Source organism: Klebsiella sp. JB_Kp042 (assembly GCF_040065275.1).
In the GTDB taxonomy this organism is placed as follows: domain Bacteria; phylum Pseudomonadota; class Gammaproteobacteria; order Enterobacterales; family Enterobacteriaceae; genus Klebsiella; species Klebsiella quasipneumoniae.
Genome location: NZ_JBEAJL010000008.1, coordinates 88548 through 104421, shown reverse-complemented (window position 1 = coordinate 104421; position 15874 = coordinate 88548). Strand labels below are relative to the sequence as shown.

General features: G+C 55.9%; 20 protein-coding genes. 6 read left to right on the top strand and 14 right to left on the bottom strand.

Annotation, left to right across the window (positions count from 1 at the left end; genetic code table 11):
* The 9 genes from ABLV54_RS01510 to fkpA form a co-directional block, all read right to left on the bottom strand.
* The coding region (locus ABLV54_RS01510) for a GTP-binding protein (protein WP_227507214.1) at window positions 1-160 on the bottom strand (160 nt) is incomplete at its 3' end.
* Between the two features lie 69 nt (window positions 161-229).
* Window positions 230-2344 carry an elongation factor G gene (gene fusA, locus ABLV54_RS01505; RefSeq protein WP_023291175.1) on the bottom strand — a complete coding sequence of 705 codons (2115 nt, stop codon included), beginning with the start codon at window positions 2342-2344 and terminating at the stop codon, window positions 230-232.
* 96 nt (window positions 2345-2440) lie between these two features.
* Window positions 2441-2911: a 30S ribosomal protein S7 gene (rpsG, locus tag ABLV54_RS01500; protein ID WP_002920113.1), complete on the bottom strand. Its 471-nt coding sequence runs from the start codon at window positions 2909-2911 to the stop codon at window positions 2441-2443.
* Between the two features lie 96 nt (window positions 2912-3007).
* Window positions 3008-3382 (bottom strand): 30S ribosomal protein S12, encoded by a 375-nt coding sequence (gene rpsL, locus ABLV54_RS01495; RefSeq protein WP_002920115.1) that lies wholly within the window; start codon window positions 3380-3382, stop codon window positions 3008-3010.
* Window positions 3383-3506: 124 nt separating this feature from the next.
* A complete protein-coding gene (gene tusB / locus ABLV54_RS01490) occupies window positions 3507-3794 on the bottom strand; it encodes a sulfurtransferase complex subunit TusB (RefSeq protein WP_004202221.1) in 288 nt (95 codons plus the stop codon).
* 7 nt (window positions 3795-3801) lie between these two features.
* Window positions 3802-4161 (bottom strand): sulfurtransferase complex subunit TusC, encoded by a 360-nt coding sequence (tusC, locus tag ABLV54_RS01485; protein WP_032454214.1) that lies wholly within the window; start codon window positions 4159-4161, stop codon window positions 3802-3804.
* Window positions 4161-4547, bottom strand: coding sequence for a sulfurtransferase complex subunit TusD (gene tusD / locus ABLV54_RS01480; protein ID WP_002920128.1), 387 nt, complete (start codon window positions 4545-4547; stop codon window positions 4161-4163). The genes tusC and tusD overlap by 1 nt, the downstream gene beginning before the upstream one ends.
* The gene (locus tag ABLV54_RS01475) at window positions 4547-5269 is read right to left on the bottom strand and encodes a transcriptional regulator (RefSeq protein ID WP_002920130.1); all 723 of its coding nucleotides are present in this window, start codon (window positions 5267-5269) and stop codon (window positions 4547-4549) included. Before ABLV54_RS01475 ends, tusD begins: the two co-directional genes overlap by 1 nt.
* Before the next feature lie 168 nt (window positions 5270-5437).
* On the bottom strand, window positions 5438-6268 hold the full coding sequence (fkpA, locus tag ABLV54_RS01470) for an FKBP-type peptidyl-prolyl cis-trans isomerase (RefSeq protein ID WP_004202215.1): 831 nt from the start codon (window positions 6266-6268) through the stop codon (window positions 5438-5440).
* A 222-nt stretch (window positions 6269-6490) separates the two neighbouring features.
* On the opposite strand from fkpA, the gene ABLV54_RS01465 reads away from it, so the two are divergent.
* Complete coding sequence (locus tag ABLV54_RS01465; protein WP_002920136.1) at window positions 6491-6709, top strand: protein SlyX; 219 nt, start codon at window positions 6491-6493, stop codon at window positions 6707-6709.
* Between the two features lie 58 nt (window positions 6710-6767).
* On the opposite strand, the gene slyD is transcribed toward ABLV54_RS01465, so the two are convergent.
* The 4 genes from slyD to kefG all read right to left on the bottom strand — a co-directional run bounded on the left by slyD (window position 6768) and on the right by kefG (window position 10022).
* On the bottom strand, window positions 6768-7361 hold the full coding sequence (gene slyD, locus ABLV54_RS01460; protein WP_004202213.1) for a peptidylprolyl isomerase: 594 nt from the start codon (window positions 7359-7361) through the stop codon (window positions 6768-6770).
* Between the two features lie 93 nt (window positions 7362-7454).
* A complete protein-coding gene (locus ABLV54_RS01455) occupies window positions 7455-7655 on the bottom strand; it encodes a YheV family putative zinc ribbon protein (RefSeq protein ID WP_002920143.1) in 201 nt (66 codons plus the stop codon).
* Window positions 7656-7666: 11 nt separating this feature from the next.
* Entirely contained in the window at window positions 7667-9472 is a 1806-nt protein-coding gene (kefB, locus tag ABLV54_RS01450) for a glutathione-regulated potassium-efflux system protein KefB (protein WP_004202210.1), read from the bottom strand.
* Complete coding sequence (gene kefG / locus ABLV54_RS01445) at window positions 9459-10022, bottom strand: glutathione-regulated potassium-efflux system ancillary protein KefG (protein ID WP_004202208.1); 564 nt, start codon at window positions 10020-10022, stop codon at window positions 9459-9461. Before kefG ends, kefB begins: the two co-directional genes overlap by 14 nt.
* Before the next feature lie 173 nt (window positions 10023-10195).
* On the opposite strand from kefG, the gene ABLV54_RS01440 reads away from it, so the two are divergent.
* From ABLV54_RS01440 to ABLV54_RS01425, 4 genes are all read left to right on the top strand, one after another.
* Complete coding sequence (locus tag ABLV54_RS01440; RefSeq protein ID WP_050533983.1) at window positions 10196-12100, top strand: ABC transporter ATP-binding protein; 1905 nt, start codon at window positions 10196-10198, stop codon at window positions 12098-12100.
* Window positions 12101-12319: 219 nt separating this feature from the next.
* The gene (locus tag ABLV54_RS01435) at window positions 12320-13318 is read left to right on the top strand and encodes a hydrolase (RefSeq protein WP_072096663.1); all 999 of its coding nucleotides are present in this window, start codon (window positions 12320-12322) and stop codon (window positions 13316-13318) included.
* Window positions 13315-13533 (top strand): YheU family protein, encoded by a 219-nt coding sequence (locus ABLV54_RS01430; protein WP_002920151.1) that lies wholly within the window; start codon window positions 13315-13317, stop codon window positions 13531-13533. Before ABLV54_RS01435 ends, ABLV54_RS01430 begins: the two co-directional genes overlap by 4 nt.
* 36 nt (window positions 13534-13569) lie before the next feature.
* Window positions 13570-14439, top strand: coding sequence for a phosphoribulokinase (locus ABLV54_RS01425; RefSeq protein WP_004202201.1), 870 nt, complete (start codon window positions 13570-13572; stop codon window positions 14437-14439).
* Window positions 14440-14494: 55 nt separating this feature from the next.
* Here ABLV54_RS01425 and ABLV54_RS01420 read toward each other — a convergent pair whose 3' ends face one another.
* Window positions 14495-14899, bottom strand: a complete 405-nt coding sequence (locus ABLV54_RS01420) for an OsmC family protein (protein WP_023291180.1) — start codon at window positions 14897-14899, stop codon at window positions 14495-14497.
* A gap of 306 nt (window positions 14900-15205) precedes the next feature.
* Between ABLV54_RS01420 and crp the strand changes: the two genes are divergently transcribed.
* Complete coding sequence (crp, locus tag ABLV54_RS01415) at window positions 15206-15838, top strand: cAMP-activated global transcriptional regulator CRP (RefSeq protein ID WP_000242758.1); 633 nt, start codon at window positions 15206-15208, stop codon at window positions 15836-15838.
* Window positions 15839-15874 lie beyond the last annotated feature (36 nt).

Genomic DNA, 15874 nt, shown 5'->3' with positions numbered 1-15874 from the left:
GCGCGTTATCGATCTGGTCGAATGCGCGAGCGGAACCACCGTAGGTTTTAGCCAGAACGGTAGTGATGGCAGCAGTCAGGGTAGTTTTACCATGGTCAACGTGGCCGATAGTACCAACGTTGACGTGCGGTTTTGTACGTTCAAATTTTTCTTTAGACACGGCTATATTCCTTACTATAGTGCTCTCCCCTTCGGAGAGAGCACGGGACTTAGGTTTTAATCCTGTGGATTATTTACCACGGGCTTCAATAACGGCCTGAGCAACGTTGTTCGGCGCATCATCATACTTCAGGAATTCCATGGTGTATGATGCACGACCTTTGGTCAGAGAACGCAGCTGAGTTGCATAACCGAACATTTCGGACAGCGGTACTTCAGCGTGGATCTTAACGCCGGTTACTTCGGATTCCTGACCGCGCAGCATACCGCGACGACGGCTCAAGTCACCGATAACGTCACCAGTGTTCTCTTCCGGAGTTTCTACTTCAACCTTCATGATCGGCTCAAGCAGAACTGGTTTTGCTTTCTTAAAGCCTTCTTTAAAGGCAATAGACGCAGCCAGTTTAAACGCCAGCTCAGAGGAGTCAACGTCGTGGTAAGAACCGAAGTGCAGACGGATACCCATATCAACTACCGGGTAACCTGCCAGCGGACCAGCTTTCAGCTGTTCCTGGATACCTTTATCAACGGCCGGGATGTATTCGCCAGGAATTACACCACCTTTGATGTCGTTGATGAACTCGTAACCTTTCGGGTTAGAGCCCGGCTCCAGCGGGTACATGTCGATCACAACGTGACCGTACTGACCACGACCACCAGACTGCTTGGCGTGTTTACCTTCGATATCGGTAACTTTCGCGCGAATTGCTTCACGGTAAGCAACCTGAGGTTTACCGACGTTCGCTTCAACGTTGAATTCACGCTTCATACGGTCAACGATGATGTCGAGGTGCAGCTCACCCATACCGGCGATAATGGTCTGGTTAGACTCTTCGTCAGTCCATACGCGGAAAGACGGGTCTTCTTTAGCCAGACGACCCAGAGCCAGACCCATTTTTTCCTGGTCAGCTTTGGTTTTCGGCTCAACGGCGATGGAGATTACCGGCTCAGGGAATTCCATACGCTCCAGAATGATCGGCGCATCCGGGTTACACAGGGTGTCACCAGTAGTTACGTCTTTCAGACCGATTGCAGCAGCGATGTCGCCCGCGCGAACTTCTTTGATCTCTTCACGTTTGTTAGCGTGCATCTGTACGATACGACCGAAACGCTCACGTGCAGCTTTCACGGAGTTCAGTACGGTATCACCAGAGTTAACCACACCGGAGTACACGCGGAAGAAGGTCAGGTTGCCCACGAACGGGTCAGTAGCGATTTTGAACGCCAGTGCAGAGAACGGCTCGTCGTCGCTTGCGTGACGCTCAGCCGGAGTATCTTTACCGTCGTCCAGGATGCCGTTGATCGCCGGAACGTCAACAGGGGATGGCAGGTAGTCAATTACCGCATCCAGCATCGCCTGAACACCTTTGTTCTTGAACGCAGAACCACAGGTTACCAGGATGATTTCGTTGTTCAGAACGCGCTGACGCAGAGCTTTTTTGATCTCTTCTTCAGTCAGTTCTTCACCACCCAGGTATTTTTCCATCAGCTCTTCAGAAGCTTCAGCTGCGGACTCGATCAGGTTCTGGTGCCATTCGTCAGCCAGATCCTGCATGTCAGCCGGGATATCTTCGTATTCGAAGGTTACGCCCTGGTCTGCATCGTTCCAGTTGATGGCTTTCATTTTCACCAGGTCAACAACGCCGGTGAAACCTTCTTCAGCACCAATTGCCAGCTGCAGCGGAACCGGGTTCGCGCCCAGACGGGTTTTGATCTGACCAACAACTTTCAGGAAGTTAGCGCCCATGCGGTCCATTTTGTTAACGAACGCGATGCGCGGAACTTTATATTTGTTTGCCTGACGCCATACGGTTTCAGACTGCGGCTGAACACCACCAACTGCGCAGTAAACCATTACCGCACCATCAAGAACACGCATGGAACGTTCTACTTCGATAGTGAAGTCAACGTGCCCCGGGGTGTCGATGATGTTTACACGGTGCGGTTCATACTGCTTAGCCATACCAGACCAGAATGCAGTAGTCGCAGCGGAAGTGATGGTGATACCACGTTCCTGCTCCTGCTCCATCCAGTCCATGGTAGCGGCGCCGTCATGAACTTCACCGATTTTGTGGTTTACACCGGTGTAGAACAGAATACGTTCGGTAGTAGTGGTTTTACCGGCGTCGATGTGCGCACTGATACCGATGTTACGGTAGCGTGCGATGGGTGTTGTACGAGCCATTTGATTCCTCGTTTATTTCTTTAGGCGTTCAGTTAAGTTATCCAGAGCGGGCGACTCATCTGAAGCGCCCGCCTGGTGACTATGACTCCGAAGGGATTACCAACGGTAGTGAGCGAACGCCTTGTTGGCTTCGGCCATACGGTGAACGTCTTCACGTTTCTTAACTGCAGTACCTTTGTTGTCTGCAGCATCAGTGAGTTCGTTCGCCAGGCGCAGAGCCATGGATTTATCACCGCGTTTACGAGCAGCTTCAACGATCCAACGCATTGCCAGGGCATTACGACGGACCGGACGAACTTCAACTGGAACCTGATAAGTAGAACCACCTACGCGGCGGGACTTAACTTCGACAGTCGGGCGCACGTTTTCGAGCGCAACTTCGAAGGCTTCCAGTTCAGATTTACCAGAACGCTGAGCCAGGGTCTCCAGCGCGCTGTATACGATAGTTTCTGCAGTAGATTTTTTACCATCTACCATCAGGATATTGACAAATTTAGCCAGCAGTTCTGATCCGAACTTCGGATCCGGCAGAATTTTACGCTGACCAATGACGCGACGACGTGGCATGGAAATACTCCGTTGTTAATTCAGGATTGTCCAAAACTCTAAGAGTTTAGTATGACATTAAGATAAATCAGTTTGGCCTTACTTAACGGAGAACCATTAAGCCTTAGGACGCTTCACGCCGTACTTGGAGCGAGCCTGCTTACGGTCTTTAACGCCGGAGCAGTCAAGCGCACCACGAACGGTGTGGTAACGAACACCCGGAAGGTCTTTAACACGACCGCCACGGATCAGGATCACGGAGTGCTCCTGCAGGTTGTGACCTTCACCACCGATGTAGGAGGTGACTTCGAAACCGTTAGTCAGACGCACACGGCAAACTTTACGCAGTGCGGAGTTCGGTTTCTTAGGAGTGGTGGTATATACGCGAGTACATACGCCACGTTTCTGCGGGCAGGCTTCCAGCGCTGGCACGTTGCTCTTTGCAACTTTGCGCGCGCGTGGTTTGCGTACCAGCTGGTTAATTGTTGCCATTAAATAGCTCCTGGTTTTAGCTTTTGCTTCGTAAACACGTAATAAATCGCCTCATATATTATGAGGACGCAGAATTTTAGGGCGGTGCCGAAAAGGTGTCAAGAAATATACAACGATCCCGCCATCACCAGGCCAACTGACCGGCATGTTTGACTGTGAGTCTGACGAAATCAGTATAGCTAACCCTGCCGACACTGTCCGCAATTTGACCAGTTAGCCCGCGGGCGTCAACGTCGTCTTGCAGCACGTAAAGGGTTATGGGGGCGGATTGCAGGATCTCAAGGAAGCGACCGCCGGCGATAGCCGCCGCGACGCCATCAGACAGCAGTAACAGATCGTCACCCTGCTCCATCAAGCGAAGCATTGCTGCGATATCGGCATGCCAGGGAGAAACACTGAGCGTATGGAGCATGGGGGCCTCAGAAACGCAAAATCACATCAAATTCATGCAGACGGGCGCGCAGGGCATCCGGCGCCAGGCATTCGACATCCACCACCCACGGTGTCGCGGGGTCCAGGCCGCGCTCTCGCGCCGACTCGGCGCACAGCCAGCACTGGTCGATATCATATAGCGACAGCAGTTTAAAAGTGGCGATGTAATCGCGGGCCAGCACAGCGCCAGGCCGCTGGGCGGGCAACAGCTGAAACACGCCGTCGCCCACGAAAAATACGCCAATCTCGTCGGTGAGGGCGGAGGTGGCTAATAAGGCGTCGAGGCCTTCCCTGCCGGCGGCGCTGCCGTGCGGCGCGGAGGAAAAAACGAAAGCCACACGTTTCATCAAAACTGTACCATCCGATCGCAAGTAAGCGCCGCTTCCGCCAGCGCGCCAAGTCCGCTCAACGTAAAACCCGGCTGCAGATTATGGCCAGGCAGAGCGAGCTGTTGCGCTTCGCGCTCGTCCGTTACGCCACGACGCAGGGCGGCCGCCACGCAGATATGCAGCGCGACGCCGTGCTCATCGTGGAGGGATTGCCACCCGCGCACCAGATCGAACTCATCGCTGGCGGGCGCCGTCAGCTGGTTAGCGTTAAGCACGCCTTCGCGATAGAAAAAAACGCACGCCAGCTCATGGCCTTCCTGCAGCACGGCCTGCGCAAATTGCCAGGCGCTGCTCGCCTGCTGCGTGCCATAGGCAGGGCCGGTCACCGTGAGGGCAAAACGCATTACTTATCCAGCCCCTGGAAATCGCCGCTTTTGAACTGGCGAATATAGAGGTAGACGGTGTGCTTGGAGATGTTCAGACGATCGGCCACCTGGTTAATGGCGTCTTTAATATCGAAGATCCCTTTCTCGTAGAGATTCAGCACGATTTGACGGTTTTTAGCATTGTTGGACACGCTGCGATCGGCATTCACCTCTTCGATGGTAAATTCCAGAGTCTGGGCGACCAGATCGTCAACCGAGGAAGCAAAGTTCACCGGCGAGTTAACCTCGGGCGTTTCTGGCGGAATAAAGGTGCTCATGATCTGGGAAAACGGCACATCCAGATTCATATTGATGCACAGCAGACCAATCACCCGGTGATCGCGGTTGCGGATGGCAATCGTCACCGACTTCATCAGGACGCCGCTTTTGGCGCGGGTAAAGTAGCATTTGGAAACGCTGCTATCGGCGCCCGTCATATCGTGCAGCATGCGCAGCGCAAGATCGGTAATCGGTGAACCGATTTGGCGGCCGGTATGTTCACCATTGGCGATACGGATGGCAGAGCATTTCAGATCCTGCAAAGAATGCAGCACGATTTCACAGTGCGAACCGATGAGCATCGCCAACCCGTCCACCACCGCTTCATAAGATTTAAGAATATCGAAATCGGTCTGGTCAAAGGGACGTTGATCCAGCAGGTCAAGCTCGCTGGTTTCGTTGGTTAAAAGCGACCTGGACATGAAAAAAAGCACTCCTTTTCAGGAGCCTGTCGTTATTGTCAGGGCAGGCTCATCATCATTATTAAGCTATCTAAAGTAATACAGCGCCTGAGGATCTTTCCAGTTTTAATTATATCTGCGCTCAATAAAAAAGCCGCCGCCTCTGACGAGACGGCGGCCTGAACCCGATTACTTCTTAGCGTCAGCTTTCGCGTCCGCGGCTTTCGCATCGCCAGCGGCTTCCGGCTGAGCATCTGCCTTCGGCGCCGGTTTGATATCCAGCAGCTCTACATCAAAGACCAGCGTAGAGTTGGCCGGGATGCCCGGGACGCCGGTTTTGCCGTAGGCCAGATCTGGCGGAATGACCAGCTTGATTTTGCCGCCTTTCTTGATGTTCTTCAGGCCTTCAGTCCAGCCCGGGATCACCCCGTCGAGACGGAAAGAGAGCGGCTCGCCGCGGGTATAAGAGTTATCAAACTCTTTGCCGTCGATCAGCGTACCTTTGTAGTTAACCACCACGGTGTCGCTGTCTTTCGGCGCATCGCCAGTGCCTTCTTTCTCGACTTTATACAGCAGGCCAGTTTTCGACGTTTTCACGCCCTTCTCTTTGGCAAAGCTGTCACGGAAAGCTTTACCTTTGGTTTCGTTCTCAGTGGCGTCTTTTTCCATTTTCTGCTGAGCCGCGGTCTTCACGCGCGTTTCAAAGGCCTGCAGAGTCTGTTCGATCTCCTGGTCGGACAGTTTGCTCTTATCGGCAAACGCGTCCTGTACGCCGGCGATCAGCTGGGCTTTATCCAGCTTAATGCCGAGTTTTTCTTGTTCTTTCAGGGAGTTTTCCATGTAACGCCCCAGGGACGCGCCCAGCGCATAGGCCGATTTCTGATCGTCATTTTTAAATGCCGATTTACTCTCAGCCGCCGGGGCTGCTTTCGCCGCGGTATCTGCAGCAAAGGTCAGCGGTGCATTCAGGGCGACGGCCATTGTGGTCGCCAGCAGCGTTACTTTAAACAGTGATTTCATCCATTTCTCCAGGGCCGGGGCCTCTCACCCCAGGGTTATCGTAAAAAGCAAAAAACGTACTATAGAACGTCGCCGTTAAAATCTACATACGGACGTTCCTGAATATCGCCTCTTTTAGGACTATTTTTGTATGAATAAGTTTCCTGTAGGACGCAGCGATGCTGCGCGCCGGGGGAAACTTAAGTAGAATCCGCCCGCAGGATCAGACTAAAGAGGTTACCCATGCACGATAGCACATTAGAAACGCGCCTTGCGGAGCTGGAAAGCCGGCTGGCGTTTCAGGAAATCACCATCGAAGACCTCAATAAAACCGTGACCGCCCACGAGATTGAGATGGCGAAGATGCGCGAGCATATGCGTCTGATGATCGAGAAGCTGAAGGCGACCCAACCCTCCCATATCGCCTCCCAGGCCGAAGAGACGCCGCCGCCGCATTATTGAGGCGTAAAAAAAGCGGGTCTCCCCGCTTTTTTGTCGTCTTCGTGCCAAAGCGCGAAGATTAGTGGCAACCGCAGCCACCGTGGCCGCCGCAGCCGCCTTTACCATGGTCGTGGCCATGATCGTGGTCGTGACCGTGACCGCCGCAGCAGCCATCGTGACCATGATCGTGGTCGTGATCATGACCATGCGCGCCGTGCACGTGACCGTGCTCCAGCTCTTCAGCGGTCGCTTCGCGGATGGCGACAACTTCCACATTGAACTTCAGGTTCTGGCCTGCCAGCATGTGGTTGCCATCAACCACAACGTGGTCGTCTTCAACTTCAGTAATCTCTACTGGTACCGGACCCTGATCGGTTTCCGCCAGGAAGCGCATGCCAACCTGCAGTTCATCAACGCCCATGAAGACGTCTTTCGGTACACGCTGCACCAGGTTTTCGTCATACTGACCGTAAGCGTCGTTAGCGCCAACGGCTACGTCAAATTTGTCGCCCACTTCGTGGCCATCCAGCGCGTTTTCCAGGCCGGAAATCAGGGAGCCGTGACCGTGCAGGTAATCCAGCGGCGCGCTTACCGGAGACTCATCAACCAACACACCGTCTTCTGTACGTACCTGATAGGCCAGGCTGACCACCAGGTCTTTTGCTACTTTCATGATATCTCCTGAGATGGGAAGAATAGTGGCGCAGATTGTAGCGGAATTCTGCTGCCGTGTACCCTTTAGCTTAAAAAAAGCCGACGGATAACGCTAGTCGGGATGAAAAATGCCAATCACCTGCTCCTCTTTGCGTACATGCTCACGGGCCTCTTTATCCGCCTCACGCATCTGATGACCGCACTTAACGCATTCAACAACATCGACATTATTTTCACGCCACATCGCCAGTGAATCCTGCGCCTGGCACGCCGGACATTTCGCCCCGGCAATAAAACGTTTACGTACTGCCATATGATTTACCTTTATTCAAACTCGTCCCAGCCGTCCAGCTGCCGGCTCTCTTTCTGCATTTCGCGCTGAAAAATCTCTTCCAGTTCGCGCCGGGCTTCCCGCACGCGTGATATCTGTACCGTATCAGTATGCACCGGCATTAACTCACGCAGCATTCGCATATCGAGGCGTCGGAAGTGCAGCTGCGCGCGCTGGGCCTGGTGAGGATGCATCCCCAGGGTGATGAGCGCTTTACGCCCCAGCTCCAGCGCGCTGGAGAAAGTCTCACGGGAAAACTGCGTCACGCCGGCCTGCAGAAGCTCATGCGCCTCGACGCGCCCGCGAGCGCGCGCCAGGATGTGCAGATGTGGAAAGTGTTGTTGACACATCTCCACCAGCCGCATGGTGTCTTCCGGCTCATTACAGGTAATGACGATCGACTGCGCCTCCTCCGCCCCCGCCGAGCGCAGCAGTTCCAGCTGGGTGGCGTCGCCAAAATAGACTTTATAGCCATAGTTGCGCATCAGATTCACCGCGCTGATGTCTCGCTCCAGTACCGTAATACGCATCTTATTGGCCATCAGCAGGCGACCGATGACCTGGCCGAAACGGCCAAAGCCAACAATAATCACCTGCGGTTTATCGTCCTCTACCCACGGCGCCTCATCGGTATCCTCCGCTGGATTCAGGCGTCGCGACAGTATCTTATCGATCCCTTTCATCAGCAGCGGCGTGGTCATCATCGACAAGGTGACGGCCACCAGCAGCAGCGCCATCTGGTCGTGCTGGAACAACCGCTGAGAAGCGGGCAGCGAAAAGAGGACAAACGCGAACTCGCCGCCCTGGCTTAATACGCCCGCAAACTGCATACGCTCGGAACTCCGCAGGCCATAGAGACGGGCCAGTAGATAGAGCACCAGCATTTTTACCGCCACCAGCACCGCCACGCTCACCGCCACCCACAGCAGATGGGTGTACAGCACGCCAAGGTTCAGCGCCATACCGACGGAGATAAAGAACAACCCAAGCAGCAGCCCCTTGAACGGATCGATGGCGATCTCCAGTTCATGGCGATACTCACTTTCCGCCAGCAGCACGCCGGCGATAAAGGTACCCAGCGCCATCGACAGCCCCAGCGCCTCCATAAACAGGGCTGATCCAAGGACCAGCAGCAGCGTGGCGGCAGTGAACACTTCCCTGACCCCGGAGCTGGCGATAAAGCGGAACACCGGCCGCAGTAAATAGCGTCCGCCAATCAGCATCCCGGCAAACGCCAGGACCTTCATGCCGACCGTTAGCCAGTTCACATGCTCATCCGCGGAACCCGCCAGCAGAGGCACCAGCGCCAGCGCCGGGATCACCGCCAGATCCTGAAACAGCAGGACCGAAAAGCCTAACTGCCCTGATTCGCTGCGGCTCATTCCCTTCTCGCGCATCAGCTGCAGTGCCATCGCGGTAGAGGACATCGCCAGGCCGATCCCGCCGACCACCGCCGCCTGCCATGAAAATCCTGTCGTCATCAACAGACCGCCGAGGATCGCCGCGCTGAGCATCACCTGCGCCGCGCCAACGCCGAAGATGGAGCTTCGCAGCCGCCATAGCTTGGCGGGATTGAGCTCCAGGCCGATGATAAACATCAGAAACACCACGCCGAGTTCAGAGAAATGGAGAATTTCATCCACATCGCTGATAAACCCGAGCCCCCACGGACCAATGGCGATCCCGGCCAGCAGATAGCCCAGCACCGCGCCAATCCCCAGTCTTGAAGCCAGAGGGACGGCGATAACGGCCGCGAACAAAAACAGCACCCCTGCCAGCAGCAAATCAAATCCCGCCATGGACACCTCCGGCGGCAAGGGGGTTGGCCAGCCAGTCCCGATAGGCCAGGGCGCGGCTGCGCAGCTCCTCTGGCTGTTGCCGCCGGGCCCAGTAGACGATAATGGGGCTCATCCAGTGCATACGGCACATGCCGGCGGTCAGTTCAAAAGGACGTAAAATATCGTTCATCGGATAGCGATTCGCATCGCGACGGTAGGCGCTCTCAGGTTCGCCGGTGGTGATCACGCTGCGCCAGTACTTTCCCGCCAGTTCGTTCCCTCCGGCGCCGCTGGCGAAGCCGCGGCTTAAGACACGATCCAGCCACTCCTTGAGCAGCGCCGGACAGCTCCAGGTATATAAAGGATGCTGGAAAACGATCACCTCATGCTGGCGCAGCAGGTCCTGTTCGTGAGCAATATCGATAAAAAAATCCGGATAGTGCGCGTAGAGATCGTGCACGGTGACGTTTGGCAACTGTAAGGCCGGTTGTAATAAAACCCGGTTGGCCACGGAATCCTGAGATTCTGGGTGGGCATACAGCAGCAACACTTTCGCTGTCTGAGACATCATTCCCCTCCCGTAGGTCTTCTGGCGGCCTGCACAGCCCTGGCGTTTTGACACAGCCAGAATGACTTTGTGTATCGTCTTCGTTTTGGGCTACCATGGCGGCCCGGTGAAGCGATTCGCTTCCACACTACATTATCATAATGACAAATTAACATAGTCTGAACATACGGCGCCTTATGATTGTTTTCTCCTCGTTACAAATTCGTCGCGGCGTACGCGTCCTGCTGGACAACGCCACCGCTACCATCAACCCTGGCCAGAAGGTCGGTCTGGTGGGGAAAAACGGCTGCGGGAAATCGACGCTGCTATCGCTTTTGAAAAACGAGATAAGCGCTGACGGCGGCAGTATGACCTTTCCCGGCAACTGGCAGCTGGCCTGGGTGAATCAGGAAACCCCGGCCCTGCCGCAGCCGGCAATCGATTATGTCATTGACGGCGATCGCGAATATCGCCAGCTGGAAGCCGCGCTCCAGCAGGCTAACGAGCGCAACGACGGCCATGCCATCGCCACCGTCCACGGCAAGCTGGACGCCATCGACGCCTGGACCATCCGCTCCCGCGCCGCCAGCCTGCTGCACGGCCTGGGTTTCAGCAATGAACAGCTCGAGCGGCCGGTCAGCGATTTTTCCGGCGGCTGGCGTATGCGTCTTAACCTCGCGCAAGCGCTGATCTGCCGCTCCGATCTGCTGCTGCTCGATGAACCGACTAACCACCTCGACCTTGATGCGGTGATCTGGCTGGAGAAGTGGCTGAAGGGCTACACGGGGACGCTGATCCTGATCTCCCACGATCGCGATTTCCTCGATCCTATCGTCGACAAAATTATCCATATCGAACAGCAGACGATGTTTGAGTACACCGGCAACTACAGCTCGTTTGAAGTGCAGCGCGCCACCCGGCTCGCTCAGCAGCAGGCGATGTACGAAAGCCAGCAGCAGCGTGTCGCGCATCTGCAAAGCTATATCGATCGCTTCCGCGCCAAAGCCACCAAAGCCAAGCAGGCGCAGAGCCGTATTAAAATGCTGGAGCGGATGGAACTCATCGCCCCGGCGCACGTGGATAACCCGTTCCACTTCAGCTTCCGCCAGCCGGAGAGTCTGCCAAACCCGCTGCTGAAGATGGAGAAAGTCAGCGCCGGCTATGGCGAGCGTATTATCCTCGACTCCATTAAGCTCAATCTGGTGCCGGGGTCGCGTATCGGCCTGCTGGGCCGCAACGGCGCAGGGAAATCGACGCTGATTAAGCTGCTGGCTGGCGAACTCCAGCCCGTGAGCGGCGAGATCGGCCTCGCCAAAGGCATCAAGCTCGGCTACTTCGCCCAGCATCAGCTGGAGTTCCTGCGCGCCGATGAGTCGCCGCTGCAGCACCTGGCGCGCCTGGCGCCGCAGGAGCTGGAGCAGAAGCTGCGTGATTATCTTGGCGGCTTTGGTTTCCAGGGGGATAAGGTCAGCGAAGAGACCCGCCGCTTCTCCGGTGGAGAAAAGGCGCGTCTGGTGCTGGCCCTGATCGTCTGGCAGCGCCCTAACCTGCTGCTGCTCGACGAACCGACCAACCATCTCGACCTCGATATGCGTCAGGCCTTAACCGAAGCGCTGATCGACTTTGAAGGGGCGCTGGTAGTCGTATCGCACGATCGCCACCTGATCCGCTCCACCACCGACGATCTGTACCTTGTCCACGATGGTAAAGTCGAACCGTTCGACGGCGATCTGGACGATTATCAGCAGTGGCTCAGCGACTCGCAAAAACAGGAGTCCCAGAGCGGCGACACGCCAAAAGAGAGCGGCAACAGCGCGCAAGCGCGCAAAGACCAGAAGCGTCGGGAAGCGGAGCTGCGCAGCCAGACCCAACCGCTGCGCAAAGAGATCGCCCGTCTGGAGAAAGAGATGGACAAGCTCAACGCGCAGCTGGCCAGTGCGGAAGAGAAACTTGGCGACAGCGAACTCTACGACGCCTCGCGGAAAGCGGAACTGACTGAATGCCTGCAGCAGCAGGCCAGCGCGAAATCCGGGCTGGAAGAGTGCGAAATGGCCTGGCTGGAGGCTCAAGAGCAGCTGGAGCGCATGCTTCAGGAAGGCTAACGCCGCCTCATCATTCTGCCTGCGACGGCGCGGGCAGAATGGGTTTCTGCCATTCCCATGCTCAGGCCATCAATGACATCAATGGTTTGTTTTCGGTGTCACCGGGCGTCATTGGCCACAAGACCACATATTGGCTAACTCCCGCGCGCCCTGCGCGGTATAGTCATCATCACGTTTATTAATTATTCTGGTGCTATGGTTGAAATCATCCCCACAGACATGACGCCCCCCGAAAACGATTCGCGTGAGTTCCATCCCATGCGCGGCGTGGGCAATCGTCATCTGCAAACCATGCTGCCGCGGCTGATCCGCCGTAAATTGCGCTTTACCCCGCACTGGCAGCGCCTTGAGCTGCCGGACGGCGATTTTGTCGATCTCGCCTGGAGCGAAGACCCGCACCAGGCGCGCCACAAGCCGCGCCTCGTCGTCTTTCATGGTCTGGAAGGGAGTCTGCACAGCCCGTACGCCCATGGCCTGATCCACGCGGCGATGCAGCGCGGCTGGCTGGGCGTGGTCATGCACTTTCGCGGCTGCAGCGGCGAACCTAACCGCAATCACCGCATCTATCACTCCGGCGAAACGGAAGATGGCACCTGGTTTCTCCACTGGCTGCAGCGCGAGTTTGGCCCCGCGCCGACCGCCGCCGTCGGCTATTCGCTGGGCGGCAACATGCTGGGCTGCCTGCTGGCAGAAGAAGGCGACCGCTGCCCGCTGGATGCGGCGGTGATCGTTTCCGCGCCTTTCATGCTGGAAGCCTGCAGCTATCATATGGATAAGGGCTTCTCGCGAGTTTATCAGCGCTATCTGCTCAATCTGTTAAAAGCCAACGCCTCACGTAAGCTGAAAGCGTATCCTGGCTCGCTGCCCGTCGATTTACGCCAGCTCAAAGGGATGCGCCGCATCCGGGAATTTGACGATATGATCACCGCCAAAATCCATGGCTTCGCCGATGCGCTGGATTATTACCGGCAATGCAGCGCCATGCCGCGGCTCAGCGATATCACTAAGCCGACGCTCATCATCCATGCGAAAGACGACCCGTTTATGGACCACCACTCCATTCCCCCGCAGGAGCAACTGCCGGCGAACGTTGAGTATCAATTGACTGAACAAGGCGGCCACGTCGGCTTCGTCGGCGGCACCCTGCGTAAACCGGAGATGTGGCTGGAAAGACGCATTCCCGACTGGTTAAACCGCTGGCTGGAGGTTCCCGTATGATTATTCCCTGGCAGGATCTGGATCCCGAAACGCTGGATAACCTGATTGAAAGCTTTGTGTTACGCGAAGGCACCGATTATGGTGAACATGAACGTTCACTTGCCGATAAAGTCGCCGATGTAAAACAGCAGCTGAAACGCGGAGAGGCGGTCCTCGTGTGGTCGGAACTGCATGAGACAGTCAATATTATGCCGCGCGCCCTGTTTAACGGCTAAGGCGACGCCACTACATCGTTTAACCAGGGAGTTGTTATGTCTGCCAAACATCCGGTGATCGCCGTCACGGGCTCCAGCGGCGCGGGCACTACCACCACCAGCCTCGCCTTTCGCAAAATCTTCGCGCAGCTAAATCTGCACGCCGCGGAGGTGGAAGGCGACAGCTTTCATCGCTACACCCGCCCGGAAATGGACATGGCGATCCGCAAAGCGCGGGATCAGGGAAAACATATCAGCTACTTTGGCCCGGAGGCGAACGACTTCGGCCTGCTGGAGCAGACCTTTGTCGACTATGGCCGCCATGGCAAAGGCCAGTCGCGTAAATACCTGCACACCTATGACGAAGCCGTGCCGTGGAATCAGGTGCCGGGAACCTTCACCCCATGGCAGCCGCTGCCGGAGCCGACGGACGTGCTGTTCTATGAGGGGCTGCACGGCGGGGTTGTCACGCCGCAGCATGATGTCGCCAGCCATGTCGACCTGCTGGTCGGGGTCGTGCCTATCGTTAACCTGGAATGGATCCAGAAACTCATTCGCGACACCAGCGAACGCGGCCACTCCCGGGAGGCGGTGATGGACTCCGTCGTCCGATCGATGGAAGATTACATCAACTTCATCACCCCGCAGTTTTCCCGCACCCACATCAACTTCCAGCGCGTACCGACGGTGGACACCTCCAACCCGTTTGCCGCGAAAGCGATCCCCTCTCTGGACGAGAGCTTTGTGGTGATCCATTTCCGCAATCTGCAGAACATCGACTTCCCCTGGCTGCTGGCGATGCTACAGGGCTCGTTTATTTCGCACATGAACACCCTGGTGGTGCCGGGCGGTAAAATGGGGCTGGCGATGGAGCTTATTATGGCGCCGCTGGTCGAGCGTCTGATGGAAGGCCGAAAGATCGGCTAACAGAAAAAACCCCGGCCAGGCCGGGGTTGAGATCATTCACATCAGCAGGCGAAGACTACGCCTCGATCACTTCATAGGAGTGGGTGATCTTCACCGCTTTTTCCAGCATCAGCGCCACCGAGCAGTATTTCTCTGCCGACAGATCCACCGCACGGGAGACTGCGGCATCTTTCAGCGCCTTACCGGTGACGATAAAGTGCAGATTAATATGCGTGAACAGGCGCGGCGCCTCTTCCCGACGCTCAGAGGTCAGCTTCACTTCGCAGTTGGTCACGTCGTGACGACCTTTTTGCAAAATAGAGACCACATCGATCGCACTGCAACCGCCCGCCGCCATCAGCACCATCTCCATCGGGCTGGGCGCCTTATCTCCGGAGTTGCCATCCATCAGAATCTGGTGTCCTGACGCGGACTCCCCGATAAAGGTTAACCCTTCAACCCATTTCACACGCGCTTGCATAAAATTTAACTCCAGTATCGCAATATTCCTGTCAGATTACGCGCACATAACAATTCTCGCAACGGAAGGCGACCTGCGTCATGCTGAAGCGAGACACCAGGAGACATGCGGCGAAAGCTATGCTAAAACAGTCTGGATGCTACAGTAATACATTGATGTACTGCATGTATGCAGAGGAGTTCACATTACAGGCTGTCGAAAAATCATCAGCCAGCTTCCCAGGTATAGGGAAACAATACGATTGCATGCCCGGACGCCGTGTAGTGTCGGCGCCCGGAGATAGCTTATAACAGAGGATAACCGCGCATGGTGCTTGGCAAACCGCAAACAGACCCTACCCTTGAATGGTTCTTGTCTCATTGCCACATTCATAAGTACCCATCAAAGAGCACGCTGATCCACCAGGGTGAGAAAGCAGAAACGCTGTACTACATCGTTAAAGGCTCCGTGGCTGTACTCATCAAGGATGAAGAAGGTAAAGAGATGATCCTCTCCTACCTCAACCAGGGCGATTTCATCGGTGAATTAGGCCTGTTTGAAGAGGGTCAGGAGCGTAGCGCCTGGGTACGGGCGAAAACCGCATGTGAAGTGGCCGAGATCTCTTATAAGAAATTCCGTCAGCTGATCCAGGTGAACCCGGACATTCTGATGCGTCTCTCTTCGCAAATGGCTCGCCGTCTGCAGGTGACGTCTGAGAAAGTGGGCAACCTCGCCTTCCTCGACGTGACGGGCCGTATCGCCCAGACGCTGCTGAACCTGGCGAAGCAACCCGATGCCATGACCCACCCGGACGGTATGCAAATTAAAATTACCCGTCAGGAAATTGGTCAGATCGTCGGCTGCTCTCGTGAAACCGTTGGCCGTATTTTGAAAATGCTGGAAGATCAGAACCTGATTTCCGCCCACGGTAAAACTATCGTCGTCTACGGCACCCGTTAAGTTGCTAAGCGGCGTATTGCTCCTGCAGTACGCCGT

Coding starts and splice junctions, on each gene's coding strand:
- fusA (WP_023291175.1), bottom strand. CDS start 2,344: ATGGCTCGTACAACACCCATCGCACGCTACCGTAACATCGGTATCAGT.
- rpsG (WP_002920113.1), bottom strand. CDS start 2,911: ATGCCACGTCGTCGCGTCATTGGTCAGCGTAAAATTCTGCCGGATCCG.
- rpsL (WP_002920115.1), bottom strand. CDS start 3,382: ATGGCAACAATTAACCAGCTGGTACGCAAACCACGCGCGCGCAAAGTT.
- tusB (WP_004202221.1), bottom strand. CDS start 3,794: ATGCTCCATACGCTCAGTGTTTCTCCCTGGCATGCCGATATCGCAGCA.
- tusC (WP_032454214.1), bottom strand. CDS start 4,161: ATGAAACGTGTGGCTTTCGTTTTTTCCTCCGCGCCGCACGGCAGCGCC.
- tusD (WP_002920128.1), bottom strand. CDS start 4,547: ATGCGTTTTGCCCTCACGGTGACCGGCCCTGCCTATGGCACGCAGCAG.
- ABLV54_RS01475 (WP_002920130.1), bottom strand. CDS start 5,269: ATGTCCAGGTCGCTTTTAACCAACGAAACCAGCGAGCTTGACCTGCTG.
- fkpA (WP_004202215.1), bottom strand. CDS start 6,268: ATGAAATCACTGTTTAAAGTAACGCTGCTGGCGACCACAATGGCCGTC.
- ABLV54_RS01465 (WP_002920136.1), top strand. CDS start 6,491: ATGCACGATAGCACATTAGAAACGCGCCTTGCGGAGCTGGAAAGCCGG.
- slyD (WP_004202213.1), bottom strand. CDS start 7,361: ATGAAAGTAGCAAAAGACCTGGTGGTCAGCCTGGCCTATCAGGTACGT.
- ABLV54_RS01455 (WP_002920143.1), bottom strand. CDS start 7,655: ATGGCAGTACGTAAACGTTTTATTGCCGGGGCGAAATGTCCGGCGTGC.
- kefB (WP_004202210.1), bottom strand. CDS start 9,472: ATGGCGGGATTTGATTTGCTGCTGGCAGGGGTGCTGTTTTTGTTCGCG.
- kefG (WP_004202208.1), bottom strand. CDS start 10,022: ATGATGTCTCAGACAGCGAAAGTGTTGCTGCTGTATGCCCACCCAGAA.
- ABLV54_RS01440 (WP_050533983.1), top strand. CDS start 10,196: ATGATTGTTTTCTCCTCGTTACAAATTCGTCGCGGCGTACGCGTCCTG.
- ABLV54_RS01435 (WP_072096663.1), top strand. CDS start 12,320: ATGACGCCCCCCGAAAACGATTCGCGTGAGTTCCATCCCATGCGCGGC.
- ABLV54_RS01430 (WP_002920151.1), top strand. CDS start 13,315: ATGATTATTCCCTGGCAGGATCTGGATCCCGAAACGCTGGATAACCTG.
- ABLV54_RS01425 (WP_004202201.1), top strand. CDS start 13,570: ATGTCTGCCAAACATCCGGTGATCGCCGTCACGGGCTCCAGCGGCGCG.
- ABLV54_RS01420 (WP_023291180.1), bottom strand. CDS start 14,899: ATGCAAGCGCGTGTGAAATGGGTTGAAGGGTTAACCTTTATCGGGGAG.
- crp (WP_000242758.1), top strand. CDS start 15,206: ATGGTGCTTGGCAAACCGCAAACAGACCCTACCCTTGAATGGTTCTTG.